At 71.4% G+C, this 24,704-nt stretch carries 19 protein-coding genes and 1 riboswitch; of the genes, 11 read left to right on the top strand and 8 right to left on the bottom strand.

What is annotated here, in order from left to right:
- Positions 1–88: 88 nt before the first annotated feature.
- From ACNF49_RS45735 to ACNF49_RS45725, 3 genes are all read right to left on the bottom strand, one after another.
- Positions 89–2,383, bottom strand: a complete 2,295-nt coding sequence (locus ACNF49_RS45735) for a chitinase C-terminal domain-containing protein (protein ID WP_482941639.1) — start codon at positions 2,381–2,383, stop codon at positions 89–91.
- Positions 2,384–2,503: 120 nt separating this feature from the next.
- The gene (locus tag ACNF49_RS45730) at positions 2,504–3,547 is read right to left on the bottom strand and encodes a PP2C family protein-serine/threonine phosphatase (RefSeq protein ID WP_357979559.1); all 1,044 of its coding nucleotides are present in this window, start codon (positions 3,545–3,547) and stop codon (positions 2,504–2,506) included.
- A 160-nt stretch (positions 3,548–3,707) separates the two neighbouring features.
- Positions 3,708–5,666 (bottom strand): glycosyl hydrolase family 18 protein, encoded by a 1,959-nt coding sequence (locus ACNF49_RS45725; RefSeq protein WP_357979561.1) that lies wholly within the window; start codon positions 5,664–5,666, stop codon positions 3,708–3,710.
- Between the two features lie 242 nt (positions 5,667–5,908).
- On the opposite strand from ACNF49_RS45725, the gene ACNF49_RS45720 reads away from it, so the two are divergent.
- Together ACNF49_RS45720 and ACNF49_RS45715 are read left to right on the top strand one after the other, a co-directional pair.
- Positions 5,909–6,256, top strand: coding sequence for a luciferase domain-containing protein (locus ACNF49_RS45720; protein WP_358292351.1), 348 nt, complete (start codon positions 5,909–5,911; stop codon positions 6,254–6,256).
- A 261-nt stretch (positions 6,257–6,517) separates the two neighbouring features.
- A riboswitch (cyclic di-AMP (ydaO/yuaA leader) is annotated at positions 6,518–6,656 on the top strand.
- A 13-nt stretch (positions 6,657–6,669) separates the two neighbouring features.
- The gene (locus ACNF49_RS45715; protein ID WP_357979565.1) at positions 6,670–7,383 is read left to right on the top strand and encodes a CHAP domain-containing protein; all 714 of its coding nucleotides are present in this window, start codon (positions 6,670–6,672) and stop codon (positions 7,381–7,383) included.
- 53 nt (positions 7,384–7,436) lie between these two features.
- Here ACNF49_RS45715 and ACNF49_RS45710 read toward each other — a convergent pair whose 3' ends face one another.
- Entirely contained in the window at positions 7,437–7,985 is a 549-nt protein-coding gene (locus tag ACNF49_RS45710) for a TetR/AcrR family transcriptional regulator (RefSeq protein WP_482941638.1), read from the bottom strand.
- A gap of 97 nt (positions 7,986–8,082) precedes the next feature.
- Here ACNF49_RS45710 and ACNF49_RS45705 point away from each other — a divergent pair, with 97 nt between their 5' ends.
- From ACNF49_RS45705 to ACNF49_RS45670, 8 genes are all read left to right on the top strand, one after another.
- On the top strand, positions 8,083–8,580 hold the full coding sequence (locus ACNF49_RS45705; protein WP_482941637.1) for a nuclear transport factor 2 family protein: 498 nt from the start codon (positions 8,083–8,085) through the stop codon (positions 8,578–8,580).
- 10 nt (positions 8,581–8,590) lie between these two features.
- Entirely contained in the window at positions 8,591–9,814 is a 1,224-nt protein-coding gene (locus ACNF49_RS45700; RefSeq protein WP_482941636.1) for a Tm-1-like ATP-binding domain-containing protein, read from the top strand.
- On the top strand, positions 9,814–10,629 hold the full coding sequence (locus ACNF49_RS45695) for a phosphoenolpyruvate hydrolase family protein (RefSeq protein WP_482941635.1): 816 nt from the start codon (positions 9,814–9,816) through the stop codon (positions 10,627–10,629). Before ACNF49_RS45700 ends, ACNF49_RS45695 begins: the two co-directional genes overlap by 1 nt.
- 16 nt (positions 10,630–10,645) lie before the next feature.
- Positions 10,646–11,059, top strand: a complete 414-nt coding sequence (locus ACNF49_RS45690) for a cupin domain-containing protein (RefSeq protein WP_357979575.1) — start codon at positions 10,646–10,648, stop codon at positions 11,057–11,059.
- Between the two features lie 684 nt (positions 11,060–11,743).
- Positions 11,744–13,153, top strand: a complete 1,410-nt coding sequence (locus ACNF49_RS45685; protein WP_482941634.1) for a hypothetical protein — start codon at positions 11,744–11,746, stop codon at positions 13,151–13,153.
- Positions 13,150–14,451, top strand: coding sequence for a VWA domain-containing protein (locus tag ACNF49_RS45680; RefSeq protein ID WP_357979581.1), 1,302 nt, complete (start codon positions 13,150–13,152; stop codon positions 14,449–14,451). The genes ACNF49_RS45685 and ACNF49_RS45680 overlap by 4 nt, the downstream gene beginning before the upstream one ends.
- A 14-nt stretch (positions 14,452–14,465) precedes the next feature.
- Positions 14,466–15,578, top strand: a complete 1,113-nt coding sequence (locus tag ACNF49_RS45675) for an ATP-binding protein (RefSeq protein ID WP_357693738.1) — start codon at positions 14,466–14,468, stop codon at positions 15,576–15,578.
- Positions 15,575–18,328, top strand: coding sequence for a DUF5682 family protein (locus ACNF49_RS45670; RefSeq protein ID WP_482941633.1), 2,754 nt, complete (start codon positions 15,575–15,577; stop codon positions 18,326–18,328). The genes ACNF49_RS45675 and ACNF49_RS45670 overlap by 4 nt, the downstream gene beginning before the upstream one ends.
- A gap of 163 nt (positions 18,329–18,491) precedes the next feature.
- Here ACNF49_RS45670 and ACNF49_RS45665 read toward each other — a convergent pair whose 3' ends face one another.
- From ACNF49_RS45665 to ACNF49_RS45650, 4 genes are all read right to left on the bottom strand, one after another.
- Positions 18,492–19,751 carry a lamin tail domain-containing protein gene (locus tag ACNF49_RS45665; RefSeq protein WP_482941632.1) on the bottom strand — a complete coding sequence of 420 codons (1,260 nt, stop codon included), beginning with the start codon at positions 19,749–19,751 and terminating at the stop codon, positions 18,492–18,494.
- A gap of 124 nt (positions 19,752–19,875) precedes the next feature.
- A complete protein-coding gene (gene hpaE / locus ACNF49_RS45660) occupies positions 19,876–21,342 on the bottom strand; it encodes a 5-carboxymethyl-2-hydroxymuconate semialdehyde dehydrogenase (RefSeq protein WP_357979587.1) in 1,467 nt (488 codons plus the stop codon).
- A 67-nt stretch (positions 21,343–21,409) separates the two neighbouring features.
- Complete coding sequence (dapA, locus tag ACNF49_RS45655) at positions 21,410–22,252, bottom strand: 4-hydroxy-tetrahydrodipicolinate synthase (protein ID WP_482941631.1); 843 nt, start codon at positions 22,250–22,252, stop codon at positions 21,410–21,412.
- A 20-nt stretch (positions 22,253–22,272) separates the two neighbouring features.
- On the bottom strand, positions 22,273–23,673 hold the full coding sequence (locus ACNF49_RS45650) for a fumarylacetoacetate hydrolase family protein (protein WP_482941630.1): 1,401 nt from the start codon (positions 23,671–23,673) through the stop codon (positions 22,273–22,275).
- Positions 23,674–23,835: 162 nt separating this feature from the next.
- On the opposite strand from ACNF49_RS45650, the gene hpaD reads away from it, so the two are divergent.
- Entirely contained in the window at positions 23,836–24,696 is an 861-nt protein-coding gene (gene hpaD / locus ACNF49_RS45645; RefSeq protein ID WP_357979593.1) for a 3,4-dihydroxyphenylacetate 2,3-dioxygenase, read from the top strand.
- Positions 24,697–24,704: the final 8 nt, after the last annotated feature.

Genomic DNA, 24,704 nt, shown 5'->3' with positions numbered 1-24,704 from the left:
GTTGCGTACCTGACCTCGCCGGAGGGGCCCGCGCCGGCACGCGCGGGCGGGACGCGCGCCGTCCCGCCCGCCGGCCGGCGGCGCCGCCTCAGCAGGCGCCGACGTCCTTCCAGACGCCCCACTCGCCGGTGGTGCCGGGCTCCTGGCCCTGCGTCCACCACTTGGCCTCCCACGTATGGGCCTTGTGCGAGACGCGCTGGCCGCCGGTGTAGACGGCCGTCGCGCTCCAGGCGGGCGCGGTGCAGGCGCCGCCGGTCGGGGTGACGGTCGGGGTCGGGCTCGGGCTGGGCGCGACGCCGCCGCGCGCCAGGTCCTGGACCAGCCCGTACGTCCTGCCGCCGAAGGTCAGCGTGTAGTTCGCCTGGCCGGGGACGGGCAGGTAGTACACGTAGTCGAGGGTCACCGACGCGCCGGGGGCGAGCGTCTGCCAGGAGGGCAGCTTCACCGAGACCCGGTGGAAGTCGCCCTTGAGCCCGCCGATGTTGTTGCCGGTGTGCTCACTGCTGATCACCCGCAGGCCGAAGCCCGACTGGTCCTTGGCGTTGTTCGGGGCGGAGGTCGCGTAGTCCCACTGGAACTCCGCGCCGCCCGGGATGGTGGTCTGCGTCTTGTTGGTGATGACGAGCTTGGGGTTGATCGGGTAGTTGCTGTCGCCGGCGGGGAAGCCGGTGGCCTCGATCGTGACGTCCACCTTCTCGTTGGGGACGGTCACCTTGGCCTTGGCCGCGCCGTACGGGGTGGCGGTCCTGAGCTTGTCGTAGAGCAGGCCGGTCAGGGTCGGGCCCATGAAGTACTCGCCCTTGGCCGCGTCCCAGGCGTAGTCGCCGGCCAGCTCCCAGATCATCACGCCGCCGATGCCCTGGTTCCTGACGTAGTCGGCCTTGGCGCCGAGCGACTGGTCGTCCTCGGTGGACAGGAACACCTTCTTGGTGGCGTTCCACAACCAGGGGGCGGTCAGGGTGGCGTTGTAGTTGCGGGTGTAGGTGCCGGTGAGCCGGTCCTCGGGGTCGCTCGCCGGGTCCAGGCCGTAGGCGGGGCCGTAGGAGCCGGCGATGCCCTTGGCCAGGTTCATGGCGTGCCACATGGGGTTGGAGCCGGCGCCGACCTCCTTGCCGTTCTCCTCGTCGTGCCACAGGTTGTCGATGCCGCGGGCGCCGTCGCCGCAGGTGGTCAGGCCCTGCGGGCAGCTGCCGCTCGGGCCGTTGGAGGTGCCCCACAGGCCGTTGGTGCCGCCGTTGACGTTCTTCCAGCCGCGCGTGTAGTACGGCACGCCGATGTTGATCCGGCCGGCCGGCATCGCGCCGCGGAAGTAGTGGTAGGCCCAGTCGGTGTTGAGGTAGCCGAGGCCGCCGTACTGGGCGGCGGTGTAGACGCCCCACTTGGCCAGCTCGGCGTCCTTGCCGTCGTCGTACAGGGCGGCGTTGGGGCCGACGAACTCGTTCCAGGCGCCGTGCAGGTCGTAGGACATGATGTTGACGTAGTCCAGGTACTGGGTGACCTGGAAGGTCTCCATGCCGCGCAGCAGGTAGCCGGAGGCGGGGGCGGCGACGGTCAGCATGTAGTACCTGCCGTCGGCGGCGGCCGCGGTGTCCAGCTTCTGGCGCAGCGTCTTCATCAGGGCCGCGTAGCCCTTCATCAGGCTCGACCTGCGGGCGTTGGCGATGGTCCAGTCGAGCGGGTTCCCCGCGTCCTTCATCGAGGTCGGGTACTCGTAGTCGATGTCGACGCCGTTGAACCCGTACGCGCGCACGAACGCGACGACCGAGTCGGCGAAGGTGCCGATGCCCGCCTGGTTGACCGAGCCGTCGGCGTTGGTGGTCATCGAGTAGAAGCCGCCGGAGGGCACCCGGGTGCCGTTGGCGTCGAAGTAGCCGCCGGTCTCGGCCCAGCCGCCGACCGACACCAGCGTCTTGGTGCCGGGGAACTGCTTCTTGTACTTGTTCAGCAGGTTGAAGTGGCCCTTGTAGGAGTAGGCCGGGTCCATCTCGGCGCCGGCGACGCCGGGCCACTCGGTCGCGGTGGCGTTGGCGTCCACGGCGATCTTGTTGCTGCCGTCGACGTGGGCGAAGGCGTAGTTGATGTGGGTGACCTTGCCCCACGGGATGTTGCCGGCCAGGTAGGCGGGCTGGCCGTTCTTGCCGGTGCGCCAGCTGGTGAAGTAGCCGATGATGCGGCGGGGGTGGTCGGCCCCCATCTTCTCGCGGCCGTCCTCGTCGTAGGCCAGGCAGTAGGGGACGTCCACGCCGGGGGTCTGGTAGAGGCCGTCCGGGCGGCAGGCGGCGTTGTCGGCCGCGGCGGTGGCCGTACCGGCCAGGGCTCCGGCGATGAGGACCAGTGAGGTGCCGCACGCGGCCAGTGCCGCGCGTAGGCGTGTGGGCTTCAAGGCCACCTCCGATGGGGCATGACTGGGGGGTTGATCGGAAGGTAAGCCTGGTGACCAGGGCCGTCAATGCTCTCTGTTAGGAAACTTTCTTAATAGTTGCCGTTCGGGCGCTCGGGCGGGTCACGATCCGGTCCGGCGCAGGATGAGCACCGCGATGTCGTCGCGCGGGGCGCCGTGCGTGAAGGTGTTCAGGTCGGCGGCCAGGGCCTCGACGGTCCTGGCCGGCGGGTCGCGGGCCCAGGAGCGCAGCCGCTGCTCCAGCGGGTAGAACGAGCCGTCGCGGTCGCGGGCCTCGGTCACGCCGTCGGTGCACAGCAGCAGCGAGGCCCCTCGCGGGAAGGCGAAACGCGCGCCGTGGCGCGGCTCGCCCGCCAGCCCGGCCAGGCCGAGCGGCACCTCCGGCTCGCCGAGCCAGAGCTGCCCGGCGTTCCCGCCGTGGATCAGGTACGGCGCGATGTGCCCGCAGTTGACCGCGTCCACCTCCAGCTCCGGGCCGATGTCCAGCAGCAGCGCGGTGACGAAGCGCTCGGGCTCGCCGGTGTGCGCGGCGAACCTGTTGTGCCTGATCACGGCGTCCTCCAGGGCGTCGGCCACGCCCATGAGGCTGATCTCGCGGTAGGCCGCCTCCCGGAAGGCGCCCAGCACGGCCAGCGCGGCGCCGATCGCGGGCAGCCCCTTGCCCTGCACGTCGGCGATCATCACCCGGGTCCCGTACGGCGACGGCGCCACCTCGTACATGTCGCCGCCCACCATCGTGTCCTCCTCGATGGGCTGGTAGAGGCCGTCCACGACCACGTCGAGCGAGCGCAGCGGCAGCGGCCTGACGAGCTGCCGCTGCAACGCCGCGGCGGCCGAGCGCAACCGGCGGACCTCCTCCTCGCGCTGGATCCGGTAGCTCGCGCCGACCACGCTCATCAGCCCGAACGCCGCGGTGAAGCCGGAGACCTCCAGGTTCGTCCGCAGGTTGCCGCCCAGATAGGCGACCGAGGCCGAGACCACCGCCAGCACCCATACCGACGCGACCGCCGTCTGCCACACCGAGCCCAGCCCCGACACGATCGCGGGCAGGAAGATCAGCACCGGCACGAGCTCCGCGCCCCCGCCGGTGAACCTGTCCAGCCCGACCACCAGCGCCGTGATCCCGATCAGGCCGACCAGGAACACCGGTGTCGTGAAGAAGGGCCGCCTGTGCCCGCCACCCCACAGAATCGTCGTTCACCCCCGGAGACCAGCTTCTCCCAAGGCGTCCGCGTTCCGTCCTGCGGCGCGCCGGAGACGGCGAAGGGCCGGCCCCGGAACCCGGGACCGGCCCTGACGTGCGAACTTACCCGAGGCCGTTCTTCATGGCCGTGAGGAGTTCGGCGTTGGTGGTGTCACCGCTGAGCTCCCAGAAGAACGCGCCGCCGAGGCCCTGGTTCTTCGAGTAGCTCATCTTGCCGCCGATGGTGCTCGGCGTGTCGTAGCTCCACCACTGGTTGCCGCAGTAGGCGTAGGCCGTGCCCGCGACCGTGCCGGTGGACGGGCAGCGGGTCTTGATGACCTTGTAGTCCTCGATGCCCTGCTCGTACGTGCCGGGCGCCGGGCCCGTCGCCGTGCCGCCGGGCGCGGCCTGGGTCACGCCGGTCCAGCCGCGGCCGTAGAAGCCGATGCCGAGCAGCAGCTTGGCGGCCGGGACGCCCTTGCTCTTGAGCTTCTGGATGGCGTTGTCGGTGTAGAAGCCGGGGACCGGGATCTTGTCCCAGGTGGTGAGCGGCGAGTGCGGGGCGGTCGGGCCCTGCGCGTCCCAGCCGCCGAAGAAGTCGTACGTCATGACGTTGTACCAGTCGACGTACTGGGCGGCGCCGCCGTAGTCGGCCGCGTCGATCTTGCCGCCGTCGTTGCCGTCGGCGGTGATGGCCGCGGTGACGAGGTTGTTCGCGCCGAAGCGCGAGCGCAGCGCCGACATCACGTTCTTGAACGCCGCCGCGCCGCTGGTGTCACAGGTCAGGCCGCAGGCGTTCGGGTACTCCCAGTCGATGTCGATGCCGTCGAAGACGTCGGCCCAGCGGGGGTCCTCCACCAGCTTGTAGCAGGAGTCGGCGAAGGCCGTCGGGTTCTGCGCCGCCTGGCCGAAGCCGCCGGACCAGGTCCAGCCGCCGAAGGAGAAGAGCACCTTCAGGTTGGGGTACTTCTTCTTCAACTTGCGCAGCTGGTTGAAGTTGCCGCGCAGCGCGCCGTTGTCCCAGGTGTCGGCGACGCCGTCGACGCTCTCGCCCGCCTGGTAGAAGCGGTCGTAGTCGGCGTAGCTGTCGCCGATCGTGCACTGCCCGTTCTGCACGTTGCCGAACGCGTAGTTGATGTGGGTCAGCTTGGCCGCCGAGCCGCTGGTGTCGATGTTCTTGACGTGGTAGCCGCGCTGGTAGATGCCCCACTGGACGAAGTAGCCCAGCACCTTGTTGCCGCCGCCACCGCCGCCGCCCGTGGTGGTCGCGGTGATCTGGTTGCTGTCGGCCGAGCGGTTGCCCGCCGCGTCACGCGCGCGCACGGTGTAGTTGTACGACGTGTTGGCGCTGAGGCCGGTGTCGGTGTGCGAGGTGCCCGTGACGGTGGTGACCAGGGTGCCGCCGCGGTAGATCTCGTAGCCGGTGACCGCCACGTTGTCGGTGGAGGCGTTCCAGGCCAGCGAGACGCTGCTGTTGCTGACGCCGGTCGAGCGCAGGTTGCCGGGGACCGACGGCGGGGTCTTGTCGTCGCCGCCACCGCCGCCGGTGGTCGTCGCGGAGATCTGGTTGCTGTTGGCCGAGCGGTTGCCCGCCGCGTCACGCGCGCGCACGGTGTAGCTGTAGGCCGTGTTCGCGGTGAGGCCGGTGTCGTTGTACGTGGTGCCCGTGACGGTGGTGACCAAAGTGCCGCCGCGGTAGACCTCGTAGCCGGTCACGGCCACGTTGTCGGTGGAGGCGTTCCAGGCCAGGGCCACGCTCGTGTCCGTGACGCCGGTCGAGCGCAGGTTGCCCGGCACCGACGGCGCGGTCGTGTCGCTGCCGCCGCCACCGGAGACCTTCCACAGCGCCGCCACGTTCGGCGGCTCCCAGCCGGGCTGGGAGGTGTGCGCCTGGAGGCAGACGTAGTCGACGCCGTTGTAGGTGACGACCGTGCCCGCCGTGTAGGCGGTCCACGGGGCCCAGGCCGCCGCGTACGCCACCGTGCTGGCGGAGGCGAGCGCTGGGGCGGCCACGGCCGCGGTGAGGGGCAGGGCCAATGCCGCCATTCCCGCCAGGACCTTGCTCAGAATGGTGTGTTTCATGTCGCTCCGACATCCGTTGGGGGGTGTGTGGGGAGTGGGATGGGAGACTTCTGGGGAAACTATTAGGAAAGTTTCCTTTAAGTTGTGAATCGACGGTAGCCTCTGCCTGGGGGAGCGTCAATACTCATCGGTCAGGTGTCCGTAATCGTGCCGGTCAGACCCTGGACGCGCCCGTTCACGACGGGATAACGGTTCAGGAACGGGGGCTGACGGCGGGGTGAGCCGTGGCTCAGCATTGGAGCGTGGCAGGAATCTCCGCCTGGCGGCGGACGCCCACGCGACGCGGGCCCTACGTGGTCCGCGCGGTCGCGGAGTTACGGTCCTGGCCGTCGCTGAACGTCAGCGGCACCGGTCAGCAGGTCACCTTCGCCGTACACGGAACCGAGATCCTGCGCCTGGCCGGCCGGGACGAGATCCACGTACGGCTCACCGCCCCCGCCATCGGCCGCCTGGAGCCGTACCTGCGGGCGTGCGACCAGGTCCATGCCTGCCGCGACCGCGCCTGGGTCGCCGTGCAGGTCGACGCGGAGCCCGATCTGGAATTGTTGCTGGCCCTCACGAGCGTGGCGATAAAGGCGCACGTGGCGTGAACCGATTCGGTGCGTAGCGTTTCTCCCACGCACCGTCGAATTCAATGCCGCCATTTGCCTGGGAATTACTCGCCGGGTAGCTTGCTTGTACACAGCCGAACGGGGAGTCGTCCCAGGTAGGGATGGCATTGCCTGGGAATTACCCAAGCTCGACCCGTGTTGTACAGAGTCGATGCGGACATCTCCGCATCCGGGCGTCGCACATATACCTTCAGGCCCTTTCCCGGGCCCGGGAAGACGATGCGTCAGCCCTTTCGCCTGACCAAGAGACCGCTGAATCCGCCTGTGCGCGGAACCGGGGACCCATGTGTCCAATGGGGTGAATCGGCACCGTGGTGCCGTAGGGCAGCTTCCCGCCCGAACCCGTCAGCTAACCCGGCAAGCGGCACGGAAGCGCAAGGAGTAACACCCTCATGGCCAAGCACCGTCTTCACCGTGCCTACAAGCTCGACCTCGCCAAGATCGCCCTCGGCGCGACCGCCGTCGCCGGCGTGCTCGGCACGCACGCGGCAGTGAACGCCGACACCACCACCGCCCACACCGCCACCCAGACCGCCAAGGTCGCCGGCGTGGCCGCCCAGCCGCACGTCGCGCAGAACCGCGCCGCCGACGAGAGCGCCAAGGGCAAGGTCAACGTCACCGCCGCCCAGGTGCTGGCGACGGCCCGCGCCCAGGTCGGCACCTCCGAGGACGCCAACGGCGGCGGTACCAAGTTCCAGAAGTGGTACGCCGACTCCCAGCGCGCCGCCGAGACCGCCGCGCGTGACGGCGGCAACCGCGCCATGTACCTGAACGCCCCCTGGTGCTCGATGTTCGTCTCCTGGGTCGGCGAGCAGACCGGCGCCCGCCCGCAGGTCGGCTGGGACGCCTACACCGTGAGCCACGCCAAGTGGTTCGCCGCCAACGACCGCTGGGGCACCGAGGCCAAGCCGGGCGCCGTCGTCTTCTTCTCCTGGAGCGGCAGCAAGAGCCTGAACGACATCCAGCACGTCGGCTTCGTCGTCAAGGACAACGGTGACGGCACGATCTCCACGATCGAGGGCAACACCGGCAACGGCAAGGTCGAGCAGCGCGTCCGCCCGACCTCCCAGGTCGTCGGCTACGGCTACCCGTCGTACGCCGCCTGATCCTGCGACGCGAAAAGAGCGCACTCCCCGCGGGGGGTGCGCTCTTTTCGCGTTCAGGGCCGCCGGTGCCGGTGGACCAGGGTCGCCGCGGCCTGCCCGGCCGAGCGGGCCGCGCCCGGCTGCTGCGAGATCATCGCGGTCACCGTGGCGCCGTCGATCAGGGTGAGCAACTGCTCGGCGAGCAGGGCGGGGTCGCCGGCTCCGGCCTCCTCGGCGAGCGAGCGCAGGTAGGCGCGCAGGCGCTCCTTGTGCTCGCGCACCGCGGTACGGACGTCCGCCGAACCGGCGCCCAGCTCGGCGAAGGCGTTGGCGAACCCGCAGCCGCGGAAGTCGTCCTCGGTGAACCAGCGTTCCAGCCACGTGAAGACCGCCGGGATGCGGTCGCCGGCGTCGGCCACGTACGCGGTGAGTGAGGTCATCCAGCGTTCGTCGCGTCGCCGCAGGTAGGCCACGACCAGCGCCTCCTTCGACGGGAAGCACTGGTAGAGGCGTTTCAGCGAGACGCCGGAGGCGGCCCGGATCTCGTCCATGCCGACCGCCTGCACCCCGCGGCGGTAGAAGAGGTCGCCCGCGGCGTCCAGCAACCGCTGCTCGTGATCCATGACACCCCTCCAGGTGCTTGCCGCGGAGAACGATCGTTCTCTACGCTATCGCACAACCCGGGAGAACGACCGTTCTCTCGATCGGAGAGGACATCTCATGACACGCCCGCCCGTTCCGCCGTTCACCGAGGAGACCGCCCGGATCAAGGTCCAGGCCGCCGAGGACGCCTGGAACACCCGCGACCCCGAGCGCGTCGCGCTCGCCTACACCGAGGACTCCGTGTGGCGCAACCGCGGCGAGTTCGTCACCGGCCGCGCCGAGATCGCCGGGTTCCTGCGCCGCAAGTGGGACCGCGAGCTGGACTACGCCCTGCGCAAGGAGCTGTGGGCGTTCACCGGCGACCGCATCGCCGTCCGTTTCCAGTACGAGTCCCGCGACGCCGCCGGCCAGTGGTGGCGCAGCTACGGCAACGAGCAGTGGGAGTTCGACGAGTCGGGGCTGATGCGCCGCCGGGAGGCCAGCATCAACGACGTCGCCATCACCGAGGAGGAACGCCGCATCTTCGGCTCCCGCCCGCTGTCCGAGCACGGCGTGGACGTCCTCGGCATCCGCCACGCGGAGATCGCCGGGGTAAGGTCGGAAGGCCGATCGTAGGAGGTCTGACATGGCGGTTCTGCTGCTGGGCACCCTCGACACCAAGGGGGAGGAGTACGCCCTCGTCCGCGACCTGATCATCCGGGCCGGCCAGGGCGTCGTCCTCATGGACACCGGCGTCATGGGCGCCCCGGAGCTGACCGCCGACGTCCCCGCCGAGGCCGTGGCGCGGGCCGCGGGCACCGGCCTCGACCGGCTCAGGAGCGCGGGCGACCGCGGCGCCGCGCTGGCGGCGATGGCGGCCGGGGCCACGGCCCTGGCCAAGGACCTGCACGCCCGCGGCGAGCTGAGTGGCGTGCTCGCGCTCGGCGGCAGCGGCGGCTCCTCCATCGCCGCCGCCGTCATGCGGGCGCTGCCCGTCGGCCTGCCCAAACTGCTCGTCTCGACCATGGTCAGCGGCGACGTCTCGGCCTACGTCGGGGAGACCGACGTGACGCTCATGTACAGCGTCGTCGACGTCGCGGGCGTCAACTCCGTCTCCCGCCGCATCCTGACCAACGCCGCCGCCGCGATCAGCGCGATGGCCGCCTCCTACGACGCCGGCGCCGAGCCGTCCGGGGAGGACAAACCACTGGTCGCGGCCACGATGTTCGGCGTCACCACGCCCGCCGTCGACGCCGCGCGGGCCCGCCTGGAGTCCCTGGGCTACGAGGTGCTGGTCTTCCACGCCACCGGCTCGGGCGGCCGGGCCATGGAGGCGCTGGCGGCCGGCGGCCACTTCGCCGGGGTGCTCGACCTCACCACCACCGAGCTGGCCGACGAGCTCGTCGGCGGCGTGTTGTCGGCGGGCCCCGACCGCCTGACCGCCGCGGGGCGGGCCGGAATCGCGCAGGTCGTCAGCCTGGGCGCGGTCGACATGGTCAACTTCGGCCCGATGGAGACCGTGCCGGAACGTTTCCGGTCACGGCAGCTCCTGGTCCACAACCCGACGGTGACGCTCATGCGCACCACTCCCGCCGAGAACGCCGAGATCGGGCGGGCGATCGGCGAGCGGCTGGCCCGCGCGTCGGGGCCGGTCACGCTGTTCGTGCCGCGCGGCGGCGTCTCGGCCGTCGACGTCGAGGGCGGCCCCTTCCACGACCCGGCGGCCGACGCGGCCTGCTTCGACGCCGTGCTCGCGGCCGTCGCGGGCAGCGCCGTCGAGGTCGTGCAGAGTGACCAGGACATCAACAACGCGGAGTTCGCCGTGGCGGCCGCCGACCGGCTGCACCGGCTGATCGAGAAGGGGGCCTGATGCGTCGCGACGAGGCACTGCGGAGGTTGCGCGCCGAGCGGGAGGCGGGCCGGCTGATCATCGGCGGCGGCGCGGGCACCGGGCTGTCGGCCAAGTCCGCCGAGGCGGGCGGGGTCGATCTGCTCATCATCTACAACTCCGGGCGGTTCCGGATGGCCGGCCGCGGCTCGCTCGCCGGCCTGATGCCGTACGGCGACGCCAACGCGATCGTCGTGGAGATGGCGGGGGAGGTCCTGCCGGTCGTCAAGGACACGCCGGTGCTGGCCGGGGTGTGCGGCACCGACCCGTTCCGGCTGATGCCGCGCTTCCTCGACGAGCTGAAGGACATGGGCTTCACCGGCGTCCAGAACTTCCCGACGGTCGGCCTGATCGACGGTGTCTTCCGGGCGAACCTGGAGGAGACCGGCATGGGCTTCGACCTGGAGGTGGAGATGATCAGGCTGGCCGCCGAGCGCGACCTGCTCACCGCCCCCTACGTGTTCACCCCCGAGCAGGCCACGGCCATGGCGCGGGCGGGCGCCGACATCCTCGTCCCGCACATGGGCCTGACCACCAAGGGCAGCATCGGCGCCGTCACCGCGATCGGCCTCGACGAGGCGGCCATCCGCATCCAGGAGATGCGCGACGCCGCCGTCGCCGTCAACCCCGACGTCATCGTGCTGTGCCACGGCGGTCCCATCGCCGAGCCCGACGACGTGCGCCACATCCAGCAGCGCACGGTCGGCGTCGCCGGGTTCTTCGGCGCGTCCTCGATGGAACGCCTGCCCGCCGAGCGGGCCATCGCCGCACAGGTCCGCGCCTTCAAGCAGCTCTGACCAGGAGGAACCCGCCATGCACCGACGACCGGACGCCCTTCCCACGATGCTCTTCGACTGGGGGGCCATCAAATGGCACGTGACGCCCGACGCCGTGCCGGGCGCCTCCTCCACGTTCGGCGAGGTCATCATCAACCCGAACAAGGGCCACGAACGCCACCTGCACCCCGACTCCGACGAGGTCCTCTACGTCATCGAGGGCGAGGGGCGGCAGACCGTCGGCGACGACCCGGAGTTCCCGGTCAGGGCCGGTGAGGCGATCTACATCCCCAAGGGCACGCTGCACTCCACCTTCAACACCGGATGGCGGCCGCTGCGGATCATCGCGACGTACACGCCGGGCGGGGCCGAGCTGGCGCTGCGCGAGCTGCCCGGTTTCGTGGAGCTCGGCCCCGGCGACCACCCGACCTGGACGGCCGTCACGTCCTGAGCGGCGGGGCGCCGTGCGCGGGGTACGAGCCCGCGCACGGCCTCCGGCCCGCTCGACCTCCATGTGAATGATCGTTCACGTCCGGTCTGTCGGTGGCCTCCGGTAGATTTCCGGGTCTGTTGATCAAGCCCATCGGAGTTGGCTGTCGGCGCGAGCATGCCGTCAGACTGGAGGTCGAGACCTTGGACGCGGACGAAACCGCGTGGGAGCAGCGCAGCGTCGTGCGGGTGGTGCCGCCGGTCCAGCCGCGCAAGCTGGCGAAGGTGCCCTTCGTCGAGCTGGCTGATGGCAGGTTGCAGGGGGTCGTGTCGAGCGGGTCCGACATCGAGCGGGTCTACGTCTCGTCGATCGCCGCCGGCACCCACGACCTGAGCTGCAGCACCAACAACAACCGCCCGTGCGGCGCGTTGCACGGCTACGCGTGCAAGCACATCCGCATGCTGGCCGACGAGGCCGTGCTCCAGTACGGCCTCGACCGGGTGGCCCGCTACCTGCGCGTCGAGGTGCCCGAGGGCGGCCACCTGATGAGCGCGCTGAACGGCACCCCCAGCGCACCCCGGCGGCCGTGGTGTTCAGCCGGTTCCTGCGCCATCTGGCCTACCTGGAGGTGCCCGACAGCACCGAGCCGCTGGCCGAGCTCCACTGGTTCCCGGCGATGGGGCCCGAGACGGGAGAGGTGGGCTGATGCTCGACGTACAGCTCGGGGAGCTGGCCGGCGACGGGCCGGCCGGGGTCGAGGAGGCGCTCGCGCTCGCCACGGGGTTCGACGGCGCGCTCGGGCACGGGTTCGCCAGGGTCGCGGAAGAGCCCGCCGCGGCGCTGGCGGCGCTGGCCGGCGCGCTCGCGGGCTCGCCGCTCGGCGACCGGCTGGGCGAGGCGGTGGAGAAGGTGACCGCGGGGTCGGTCGCCGACGAGCATCTGGCGGCGCTGGCCGGCGGGCGGGCCGCGCTGTTCGGCGCGGTGCACGACGCCCTGCTCGCCCGTCTCGACCAGGCTCTGGGCCGCAGCCGCGCACCCTGGCCGCCGGCCGCCGCCACGGACGCCACAACAGGGGCGGCGTCCGTGGGCGGCGTGCCGGAGAACCTGCTGGCCGGGTGCCGGGTGTGGTTGCGGGAGCTGGCGATCACCGGCTGGCGGGGCGTCGACGACGACCTCGTCTCCGGCGCCGACCAGGCGATCGAGGCGCTGCTCGCGGTGCCCGAGCTGCGCGGGCTCGCCGTGCTGCTCGACGGCCTGGCGACCGAGCTGCGGGCCTCGTCCCCGGTGGCGACCATGGACCGGCTGCCGCTCAGGCGGTGGGCCGACCTGTGGACGCGCGGGCTGCTGCTCGCCCAGTCAGGCCCGTGGCACGGCGTGCCCGAGCCGGTGTCGGGGCGGCTGCTGATCCTCGGCGCCGACGTGCACGAGCACGCCACGGTCGTCCGGGTGCAGGTGCACGGCGTCCTGGAGGAGGCCGGCGGCCAGACGCGGCTGGTGCGTACCAGCGTCGCGGCGGCCAAGGTCGACACCATCGTGGGGCCGTCGGTGTGGCGGCTGTTCGGCGGCCGGCCCGTGCTCATGGGCGCGCTGGCCGACCACCGGTCCGTGGAGATCGACGGCATGCCGCTGCTGCCCGGCGGCGACCTGCTGTGGCACGACGACCGCGCCCGCACCGGCGCCGAGGCCGACCCGTTCACCACCGCGCGGGTGCAGCTCGCGGGCGCGCTGGCCCCGGCCACGCCGCCGCTCGACCGCCACCCCGTGCGCATCGCCGAGCCGGTGCTGGTCGAGGGGTACACGGTCGACGGGCACACCCTCGTCCTGGGCGGCAACAAGCTCGCCCTCGATCTCGACCGGCTCCCGGCGAGCTGCCCGCTCACGCCGGAGCTGGTGGCCGCGTCCTCGGCGTGCGTCGGGCTGGTGCGCCGCGACGGCGGCAGGTGGCTGCTGCAGCCGCTCGCCGTCCAGGCCACGGTCAAGAAGAAGCCGGTCACCGTGCACAACGGCGACTGGGCGAACGGCCCGACCGACCCCAAGGTCGTCAAGGCCGAGGCCAAGGCCGGCGACGTGGTCGCCGTGCTGCGCGAACGGGCAGGACGGCTGCTGCGGAAATGACCGACTCGACCACGAGCGCCGACGAGACCCGGCGCCAAGTACTGTACTGGCGGCTCATGTCGCGGCTGTTCTCGGCCGACGAGCAGCCCGCGCTGGAGACGGCCAGCATGGGCATCGTCGGCGACCTGGAGCTGCCGCCCGCGCTGCTCGACCCCGGCGTCTCGGTGGACACGCTCGTCCAGCGGTTCCCCGAGCTGGGCGCCGAGCTCCAGGACCTGATGGCCGACAAGGAGCACGAGGAGGGCGGCGAGGTGCGCCGCGCCGCCCTGGTCTCCAAGCTGCTGCTCAACGTGTTCTCCACCGGCACGGGCGACGTCACGGCGGGCGACCTGGCCCGCTGGAAGCAGGACGCCGCCTGGTTCGAGAAGGGCATGGGCTGCGAGCCCGGCGGCCTGCGGCACGGGCCGGGCAACGAAGAGCTGGCCGCCGTGCTCGCCATGATCGAGGGCGGCCTGGTCAAGCGCATGCGCCTGCGCGAGGTGCTGGCCGACCCGGCCCTGGCCAGGCAGCTCACACCCAGCATGTCGCTCATCGAGCAGCTGCTGCGCGACAAGTCCAACCTGTCGGGCGTCGCCCTGGCCAACGCCAAGGCGCTGATCCGCAGGTTCGTCGACGAGGTCGCCGAGGTGCTGCGCACGCAGGTGGAGAAGACCAGCGTGGGCGTCATCGACCGGTCGGTGCCGCCGAAGCGGGTCTTCCGCAACCTCGACATCGAGCGCACGATCTGGAAGAACCTCACCAACTGGAGCTCCGACGACCAGCGGCTCTACGTCGACCGGCTCTACTACCGGCAGACGGCCCGCCGCACCACGCCGGCCCGGCTCATCGTGGTCGTCGACCAGTCGGGCTCGATGGTCGACGCGATGGTCAACTGCACCATCCTGGCCTCGATCTTCGCCGGCCTGCCCAAGGTCGACGTGCACCTCGTCGCGTACGACACCCGCGCGCTCGACCTGACGCCGTGGGTGCACGACCCGTTCGAGGTGCTGCTGCGCACGACGCTCGGCGGCGGCACCGACGGCACGGCCGCGATGGCCCTGGCCAGGCCGAAGATCGCCGATCCGCGCAACACCGTGATGGTGTGGATCTCCGACTTCTACGACAACCGCTCGCTGATCAACGACTTCGGGTCGATCCACCGCTCGGGGGTCAAGTTCATCCCCGTCGGCTCGGTCAACAGCTCCGGCCACCAGAGCGTCGACCCGTGGTACCGCCAGAAACTCAAGGACCTGGGCACCCCCGTGCTCTCCGGCCACGTCCGCAAGCTCGTCTTCGAGCTCAAGAACTTCCTCACCTAGGAGAACCCCCGACCATGAGTGACATGCTGCGCGCCCCCGCAGAGGTGAAGTACGCCGACGAGCTCGACTGGCTGGAGTCGGTCGACGACGGCCCCAAGCCGTTCTCGTGGCGGCTCAGCCCGCGCATGATCCGCATCTTCATCCTCGGCTCCGAGCGCTCCGACGGGCTCGACCGCGAGATCCCGCAGAAGTGGTTCGGTGACCGCAGCTTCGTCGAGCGCAGCATCGTGACGCTGGCCTCCGACCGCGGCCTGCTGCTGATCGGCGACCCGGGCACGGGCAAGAGCTGGCTGGCCGAGCTGCTGTCCGCGGCGATCTCCCGCAACTCCACGCTGGTCGTGCAGGGCACCGCGGGCACCACCGAAGACCACATCAAATACTCGTGGAACGTCTCGATGGTCATCGCCAAGGGCCAGTCGCGCGAGTCGATGATCCCCTCGCCGATCATGAACGCCATGGAGCAGGGCGTGATCGGCCGCTTCGAGGAGCTGACCCGCTCGACCAGCGACGTCCAGGACGCGCTGATCTCCATCCTGTCGGAGAAGTACGTCTCCATCCCCGAGCTCGACGACGACAACATCGTCTTCGCCCAGCCCGGCTTCTCGATCATCGCCACCGCCAACAGCCGCGACCGGGGCGTCAACGACCTGTCCTCCGCGCTCAAGCGCCGCTTCAACTTCGTCCGCATCCCGGTGGTGACGAACAAGAAGAGCGAGGCGGAGATCGTCCGGTTCCGTACCGAGGAGCTGCTGCGCCGGCACCAGATCGAGCTCGACCTGCCGCCCACGCTGCTGGACATCCTGCTGCAGAGCTTCGCCGACCTGCGGGCCGCGGCCGCCTCGGCGACCAGCGACGACGAGAAGCTGGAGTCCGCGCTGTCCACGGCCGAGCAGATCGGCGTGCTGGAGGACGCCATCCTGCACAGCCACTTCTTCGGCGACCGCACGCTGCGCCCCGATACGCTGGCCGGCTCGCTGGTCGGCTCGCTGGCCCGGCGCAGCCCGGAGGACCTGGCCATCCTCAACAAGTACTGGCACGGTGTGGTCGAGCCGCGCAGCAAGAAGGACGGCGGCCCGTGGCAGGACTTCCTCGAGGGCGGCCGCCAGGCCATCTCCACCCTGTCATGAGCCTCTTCCAACCGCTGAAGGAGCAGCTCAGCGAGGCCGCCTCGGCCTTCGCGGGCGCCGGCGCGGTGTCGTCCATCCTCACCGGCATCGTCGAGGACGTCGACCGGGCGCTGCGCGAGGAGCTGGAGATCTTCCCGGTCTGCCACCATTCGCCGGCCTCGGCGCTGGCCATGGTGCGCCGCCTGCGGGAGAAGCAGCCCAAGGTCATCTACCTGGAGCTCTGCGAAGACCTGGCCCCGCTGCTGACCGAGCTGCGCAACTGCCGGCTCCCGGTGGCGCTCCAGGCGTTCGCGACCGACCTCGACGGTTTCCCCAAGGGATCGGGGCCGCTGAGCGTGGTGGCCCCGATCACCGAGGCGTCGGCCGAGTACCAGGCCATCTCGTACGCGCTGGAGACCCCGGGCGTCGAGCTGGTGCTGGTCGACCGCTCGGCCGACCACGTCTTCCAGTGGCTGCCGCGCGAACGGGAGGAGCCGGCGAAACCGGGGGAGGAGGCCGGCCTGCACGGCGACGCCGTCGGCGTGGAGATCGGCGACCTGCGCCCCCGCTTCGCCGAGCTGGAGGAGCACCTGCTCCACCACGGCAAGGTCCGCCACTGGTCGGAGTGGTGGGACCAGTACGTCGAGCAGCCGCTCTCCGGCGCCGACTACGACACCTACCGCCAGGTCATGGTCCTCATCGGCAGCCTGTTCCGCCGGTTGCGCCCCGACGACGACCGGCTGGCCGGCGACGAGGAGCGCGAGCGCTACATGTGGACCAGGATGCGCGAGCACCTGTCCGCCTCGGGCGCCGACCCGGCCGACTGCCTCTACGTCTGCGGCGCCTTCCACGCCGCCAGCCGCGTCGAGCAGTTCGGCCCGGCCGCCACGGCTCCGTACGAGATCGGCCCCCGCACCGCGACCCGCTGGCTGTACGGGCTGATCCCCTCCAGCCACTCGGCCATCGAGGCGCAGTTCGGGCTGGCCTCGGGGTCGGTGTCGATCGCCGCCGCCACCTGGGCCAAGGCGGTGACGCGGAGCAAGCTGACCCCGTTCCAGCTCAGCGGGCAGAAGGGGGCGCGGAAACGGCCGGTCAAGCTGCCCGCGCCGGCCGCGCCGGCGCAGGTCGCCGACCGGCTGACCGGGTTCCTGTCCAGGCCGCCCACGCTCGACGCGCTCGACGAGGCCGAGCTGCTGGGCTGGAGCGTCGACATCGTCCGGCTGGCCCGGCGCAACGGCTACCTCGCCAGCACCGCCGACGCCATCGCGGTGTTCGAGACGTCGATCCTGCTGGCCGGCATGCGCAACCGGGCCAGGCCCACGCCGTACGACTTCCAGGACGCGGCGGTCACCTGCATCGAGAAGGACGTCGTGCCGGGCCGGCGCGACGTGCGGCGCCTGTGCGAGATCCTGCTCGGCGGCGACCGCATCGGCTCGGTCGGCTACGACGCGCTGCCGCCGCTGGCCCAGAACGTCTACGACCGGCTGCGGCCGCTCGGCGTCGACTTCGACAAGCGCACGATCCAGCGGGCGCTGCTCGACCTGCACTCCGACCCGGAGCTGCGGCCCTGCTCCGACCTGCTGTGGATGCTGCGCTTCCTGCTGCCCGCCGACGCGGCCCGGCCGATCATGGGCGAGCGCAAGCTCGGCGAGCGGCCCATCCAGGAGAGCTGGGACCTCGCGCTCGGCCGCAACCAGCGGGCCATCATCGAGCTCGGCTACGAGGGCGTCACCATCGAGCAGGTGGTCGAACAGCGGCTGCGGCGCGCGGTCTGGGAGCCGGACGCCACCGCCGCCGTGGCCCTGGCCGCCGTCGAGGACGCCATCCTCTACCTGGGTGGCGGGCGCGTCGCCGACGAGCTGGGCGCGCGGGCGGTGGAGCTGCTCGCCACCGAGCGCGGCGTCGACGACGCGCCCGACGTGCTGCGCCGCATCCGCCGCCTGCTGGCCTACTACCGCACCGCCGAACCCACGCTGCCGGCGTGGTGCGAGGCGTTCGTGACCGAGGGGTACGCGCACTACTGCACCCTGCTCCCCACCGCGTTCGTCGAGGACGACACCGGGGTGCGGCAGGTGTCGGCGATGCTCGGGTTCCTGTTCACGATGGAGGGGCTGGCGCTGGCGCTCGGGTGCGACCGGGCGCAGCTGGAGATCGCGGTGCGGCAGTCGCATCCGGAGGCGCCGGCCAAGGTGGCGCTGCTGTGGGCCGCCCAGCACCTGCTGGGGCTGCTGCCGCTGGCCGAGCTGCGGTCGCGGTGCGACGAGCTGCTCGGCAACCCGCTGGTCATCCCGTCGTTCCCGCAGTACATCACCGGGTTCGTGCAGGCGATGGAGCCGGCTCCGGCGCTGTCCGGGTTCGTGGTGGAGGTGATCTCCAAGGCGTTCGGACGGCTGCCCGACCAGGTGCTGCTGCCGTGGTTGCCGAAGCTGATCACGACGCTGCGCGACCAGGCGGGCGAGCTGATGCCGGTCCTCGTCCGGGAGGCCGGGCGCACGTTCCCCGGCAGCCTGACGGCGGTCGACGCCTGGACACCGCCGTGGGCCCGTACGGCGGCTGCCGCGCCGAAGGCGGCCCCCGCGGTCGCGTCCGGGCCGGTCGCCGAGCTGCTGGCGGGTCATCCGGCGACGTGCGACGCGGTGGCGGGGCTGCTGGGCTGCGAAGGCGGCTGGCAGCAGACCACCCCTGCCGCCGGGCCCCGGCACCGCGAGGTCGAAACCCTCCTCACCACCCATCCGGCCACGGCGGACGCCTTGGCAACCCTGCTCACCTGACCACCACCCGCCTGCCCCTCGCCCTGAGCACCGCCGAAACGCGGGCGCTCAGGGCGGGGGTTCCCCCATGCAAGGCGGAAGGCGTTCAGGACGAGGGACGCGGCGGGGCGGGGCTTCCTGTGTGAGGCGGGTTCCTGCGCGGGCGGGTGGGGGGACGGGGTGGTCAGCGGCCGAAGCAGATGGTGTGGCCGGGGCGGACGTGGTCGGGTTTGTAGGTGGCCTGGTCGATCGTGACGCCCTCGGGGGAGACGAGGAGGATGGTTTCGCCCTGGTTGCGGAGCTGTACCCGGCCGTCGAGCACGACCTGCAGCACGCCCCCGCCCGCCAGCACCCCCGTCAGCTCCATGCGCCCGCCCTTCGAGTCCGCCAGCCCCCACCCGCCGAGGTCCACGGACCGGCCGGTGACGTTGAGGAGGGTGACGGTCTCGTGCCCCCGGTCGGCCCCCACCGGGTCGGGCAGCGCGGCCACGATCAGCACGTCCCCGGTGGACGGCGGGCGCGCGACGACGGGCGCGCCGGGCGGCGCCGGGTCGGGGCTGATGACGAAGTCCTCGGGCCAGGCCGTGAGCTGGATCTGGGTGCCCGAGGCCCGGATCACGTCGTGCAGGTTGCCGTGTTCGAGCCGGTCCAGCAGGAACACCGCGTCGTCCCGGTTGACGGGGTCGGCCCGGAGCCAGGCGTCGAAGCCGTCGAGGTTCGCCGCCCCGGTCGCCAGGTAGGGCACCAGCCGACGGAACAGCTTCGGCCACATGACGAGCCCGGTGAGCGCGTCCAGCGAGCCGACCTCGGCGGGCCCGTCGGGGTCGGCGGCCGAACGTGGCCAGATGCCGGTGGGCGACGCCGCCGTCCTGGCCGCACGCGACACGCCGGCCAGGTGCGTGCGCAGCGTCGCGGGCAGCGTGGCGTAGAAGGCCGGGTACGTCAGCCCGGTGGCCAGCAGCCTGGCGTTCGCCGACGTGTCCACCAGTGCCTCGTCGAGGAACACGGCCTGCCCGTCGGGCCCGGGGTGCTCGCCGGTGAACGCGAAGCCGATCAGCCGGCCGTTGGCGTCGATGCCGTTGCTGAGGACGTGCCCGCGCAGCTCGTCCTGGTCGGCAGAGCGGACCTTGTTGGGCAGGTCGTCGTAGAAGTGCACGTTCGTGAAGCCGAGCAGGCGCAGCAGCTCGTCGCGGGCGGCGTTCGCGCCGGTCAGCTCCTGGTGGGTGTCCTGGAAGTGGGTCTCGAGGGCGTCGATGGCCTCCAGGCGGACGGAGATGCCGCGCGCGCTGAGCTCCGGCGGCCGTCCGGACGGCCGGGCCAGCCCTTCGACCAGCGCGGGCGTGTCCGGCCTGAACTTGATCGTGTCGCCGTCGGGCTCGGGGCCCTGCCGGGGAAGGTCCGGGTAACGAATCACGAAGCTGCCGCGCAAAAGTGTGTAGCTCATTGGGTTCCCCCCCAAAGATGGCCATCACCGCCGTATCGGCCACCGGGAGCGTAACTCCGCGCACTTCTCGGCGTCCACGTCCCACGCCGGGCCGAAGGAGCGGCCCGGCGGAGGACGTGCCGGCTCAGGCGGCTCCGAACCGGGGGATCGGCAGGTCCTCGGTGGCCAGGTGCACGATGTGCGACTCGGTGTAGACGTCGATGCTGTGCCTGCCGCCCTCCCGGCCCACGCCGCTGGCCTTCACCCCGCCGAACGGCGTGCGCAGGTCGCGCACGTTCTGGGAGTTGACCCAGACCATGCCCGCCTCGATCGACTGGGCCAGCCGGTGCGTCCGGCGCAGGTCGTTGGTCCACAGGTACGCCGCCAGGCCGTACCGGGTCGCGTTGGCCAGCTCCACCGCCTCCGTCTCGGTGGAGAAGGGCGTCACGCAGACGACCGGTCCGAAGATCTCCTCCTGGAAGATCCGCATGGTCGGGGCCACGTCGGCGAACACCGTCGCGGCCAGGAAGTTGCCCGCCGTCAGGTGCTCGGGCCGGGAACCGCCGGCGACCAGGCGGGCGCCCTCGCGCGAGCCGAGCTCGACGTACTCCATGACCCGCTCGTAGTGCTCGGGATGGATGAGCGCGCCCAGCTCGGTGGCGGGGTCGCCGGGCGCGCCGACGCGTACCCGCGCGGCCCGCTCGGCCAGCCTGGCCACGAACTCCTCGTACACGGTGTCCTGGACGAGGATCCGCGAGCTGGCCGTGCAGCGCTCGCCGTTCAGCGAGAACACGCCGAAGACGGCCGCGTCGAGCGCCCGCTCCAGGTCGGCGTCCGCGAAGACGAGCAGCGGCGACTTGCCGCCCAGCTCCATCGACAACGTCTTCAGCGACGACGCGGCGTTGCGCATGATGGTCTGCCCGGTGCCGCTCTCGCCGGTGAAGGAGATCACCGGCACGTCGGGGTGGGCCACCAGGGCCGCGCCCGCGTCCTCGCCGATGCCGTGGACCAGGTTGAACACGCCCTCGGGCAGCCCGGCCTCCTCCATGATCTCCGGCAGCAGGCTCGCCGACGCCGGTGACCACTCGGCCGGCTTGAGCACCACCGGGCACCCGGCCGCCAGCGCCGGGGCCAGCTTCCAGGTCTCCAGCATGAACGGCGTGTTCCACGGCGTGATCAGCCCGGCCACGCCGACCGGCTTGCGCACGACGTAGTTGAGCTGCGCGGAGCCGACGCGGTAGACGTCCTCGCCCATGGTGGTGATCACGTCGGCGAAGAAGCGGAAGTTGTGCGCCGCGCGGCGGGCCTGGCCGCGGGCCTGGGTGATCGGCAGGCCGGTGTCCCGGCACTCCAGCGCGGCGATCTCGTCGTCCCTGGACTCGATGGCCGCCGCGACCGCGCGCAGCGTCCCGGCCCGCTGCTCGGCGGGCATCGTGCTCCACGGGCCGTCGGTGAACGCCTTCTGGGCGGCGGCGACGGCCGCGTCCACGTCGGCCGCGCCGCCCGCGGCCACCTCCAGGTACGGCTCGTTCGTGGTCGGGTCGAGCGCGGTGAAGGTCGCACCGGACTGGCTCGGGACGTGCCGGCCGCCGATGTAGTGCTCCAGTTTCATCAGGCGACTCCCTCGCTCTGTGCCAGTAGTTCGTTGATCCGGGCGATGCCGGGCTCGGTGGGGGTGATCAGGGGGCCCGTACGTGGCCGGAGGCGATCAGGCCGCGCTGCTCCAGCACCCACTTGGCGGGCGCCGGGTTCGTCTCCACGAACAGCAGCTCGACCAGCGGGTGCAGCGAGTAGTGCAGCTCCAGCGCGGTCGCGTGGTCGCCGGACGTGTACGCCTCGTACATGCGGGCCACGGTCTTCGGCGCGAGGTTGGCCGCCGCGCTGACGAAGCCGACGCCGCCGATGGCCAGCAGCGGCAGGCAGAGCAGCTCGATGCCGGACCACATGAGGAAGTCGCGCCCGCACAGGTTGAGCACGTGCGAGAAGTGCTCGAAGTCCTTGGTGGTCTCCTTGATGCCGACGATGTTGTCGTGGTCGCGGCGCAGCCTGGCCACGGTCGCGGGGGCGATGTCGACGGCGGTGCGCGAGGGCACGTTGTAGATCACGATCGGCAGCGCGGGGAACTCGGCGGCGACCGTGGCGTACCACCGGTAGAGGGCTTCCTGGGTGGGACGGGCGTAGTAGGGCGTGATGACCAGCGCGGCGTCGGCGCCCGGGCGCTCGGCCTCGGCGGTCAGCCGCAGGGTCTCGTCGAGCTTGGCCGAGCCGGTGCCGGGCAGGAAGGGCACCCGGTCGGCGGTCTCCTCGGCCACCACGGCCATCGCCGCGACGCGCTCCTCGACGGACTGGGCGCCTGGCTCGCCGGTGGACCCGCCGGTCGAGACGCCGTGCGAGCCCTGGTCGAGCTGCCAGCGCACCAGCGAGCGCAACGAGTCGAGGTCCAGCGACCCGTCGGCGGCGAACGGCGTCACCACGGGGGCGATGGATCCGCGAATGGTCGACGGATCCGAGCGGAACTTCATGGGTTCTCCTTCTTGGGGGGTCAGCGCTGCTGCTCGTACGCCTCGCGCCAGGCGCCCTTCAGCGGGTAGAGGCCGTCGATCGAGGCTCCCTCGCAGACGCGATCGAGGATGAAACGCTCCTCGTCCTCCTGCCGGGCGGCGTCGCCGGCGACCTCGGCGACCAGCGCGGGCGGGATGACGACGACTCCTTCGGCGTCGCCCACCAGCACGTCGCCGGGGCACACCAGCACGCCGCCGCAGTCCACCGGCACCTGGGAGTCCATCGGGACGTGGCGGCGGCCGAGCACGGCGGCGTGCGCGGCGCCGTAGTAGGCGGGCAGGTCGAGCGAGGCGAAGGAGGGGCTGTCGCGCAGGCCGCCGTCGGTGACGACGCCGGCCGCGCCGCGGCGCAGGGCGCGCATGGCCAGGATGTCGCCCAGCGTGCCCGCGCCGTGCTCGCCGCGGGCGGAGATGACCAGCACCTCGCCCGGCTGGAGCTCCTCGACGGTGCGCTTCTGGGCGTTCATGCCGCCGCCGCGCTCGGCGAAGACGTCCTCGCGCAGCGGCAGGTAGCGCAGGGTGCGTGCGACGCCGACCATGCGCAGGTCGGGACGGGCGGGGCGGACGCCCTCGATGAAGTGGTGGTCGATGCCGCGCGCGCGGAGCTGGGAGGAGAGCGTCGCGGTCGAGACCGAGCGCAGCGCGGCGACGACCTCCGGGGTCAGGGGGCCGGGGGCGGGGTGGGCGGCGCCGTACGCGGCGGCCCTGGTCGCCTCGGTGACCTGGGGCTGGACGCCGTACGCCGCGGGTGGCCCCTGGCCGGCGACGACCTCGTTGCGCAGCCGGGCCGTGCCCTCCAGCTCGACCTCCACCACGTCGCCGGGCCGTACGACGGTCGAGCCCGCCGGGGTGCCGGCCAGGATCAGGTCGCCGGGCTCCAGCGTCATGTACCGGGACAGGTCGGCGATGAGCAGGTCGAAACCGAACAGCAGCTCGTCGGTGCACGCTTCCTGGGCGAGCTTCCCGTTGACGTACGTGCGCAGCCACAACCGTCCGGGATCGGCGCCGGTGAGCAGTTCGGAGCCGACCGGGGTGAACCCGTCCTGGCCCTTGGCCCGCAGGTTGGAGCCGAGGTCGGCGTGCTTGAAGTCGTAGACGCCGAAGTCGTTGGTCGCCACGTACCCGGCCACGTGCTCCAGCGCGTGCTCGGGGGAGACGCGATGGGCGCGGCTGCCGATCAGGACGCCGATCTCGCCCTCGAACGCCAGCAGCTCGCACCCCTCGGGACGTACCACGGGCCGTCCGGACCAGGACAGGGACGTCGGCGGCTTGAGGAAGTAGGAGGGGACGGCAGGGGTGCGACCGCGCTCGGCGGCCCGGCCGCGGTAGTTCAGATGGACCGCGACGATCTTCCCTGGTGACAGTCCGAGAGGGTGTCCCACCTCGTCTCCTTCCAAATCATATACGACATCATTTATGTTATGACATGTGGAAGAATATCGACATACCCCCTCAGATGCCTACATGATGCTCATCACGTCATCAGTGGAGAGGAGAGTGCGGATGATGGTTCAGACCGCCCAAGCAGGCCGGGGAGTGGCGTGATGGGTGAGATCGTGCTGGCCGCCAAGATCACGCACGTGCCGTCGATCTGGCTGTCGATCCAGCCCGGCAAACACTTCGGCATCCGCCGGCCCGCGGAGCTCGCCCTCACCGAGGTCGGCAGGCGGGCGCGCGAGCGCGGCGCGGACACGTTCCTGATCGCCGACACCCATTGGATGAACAGCATCGGCTTCCACCTCAACGGCAAGCCGCGCCACCAGGCCACGTACGTCAGCCATGAGTTGCCGCACTTCATCCACGACCTCGCCTACGACTACGCGGGCGATCCCGAGCTGGCCGAGCTGATCCGCGAGGAGATCGTCGCGGGCGGCCAGAAGGCCCGCGTGCACACCTACCAGGACCTGGGCCTGGAGTACGCCACACTCGTGCCGATGTACTTCATGAACCAGGACTCCGACATCCGGGTCCTGCCCATCGGCTGCAACATCTACTCGACCGTCGAGGAGAACCGGCGGATCGGCGAGGCGCTGCTGCGGGCCGTGCTTCGCAGCGACAGGAAGGTGGCCTTCCTGGCCAGCGGGTCCCTCTCGCACGCCTTCCCGCCCAACGAGATCGCCGAGTCGCTGCTCGACGACGTGAGCAGCGAGCTGAACCGCAAGGTGGACCACGCGGTGCTGGAGATGTGGGACGAAGGGCGCATCCCGGAGTTCCTCGACATGTTGCCCGACTACAACGAGCGTTGCACCGGCGAGGGGGCGATGGCCGACACCGCCATGCTGTTCGGGCTGCTGGGCTGGCGCGAGTACACCGGTCGGGGCGAGCAGCTCTGCCCGTACTTCGGCAGCAGCGGCACCGGCCAGGTGGTCGTCGACTTCCCCGTACCCGCGTACCAGACGAGATGAAGGAGCCG

The sequence above is a fragment of the Actinomadura sp. ATCC 39365 genome, from assembly GCF_054392275.1.
Note: the sequence above shows the minus strand (reverse complement) of the source record. Positions and strands in the feature narration are given on the sequence as shown.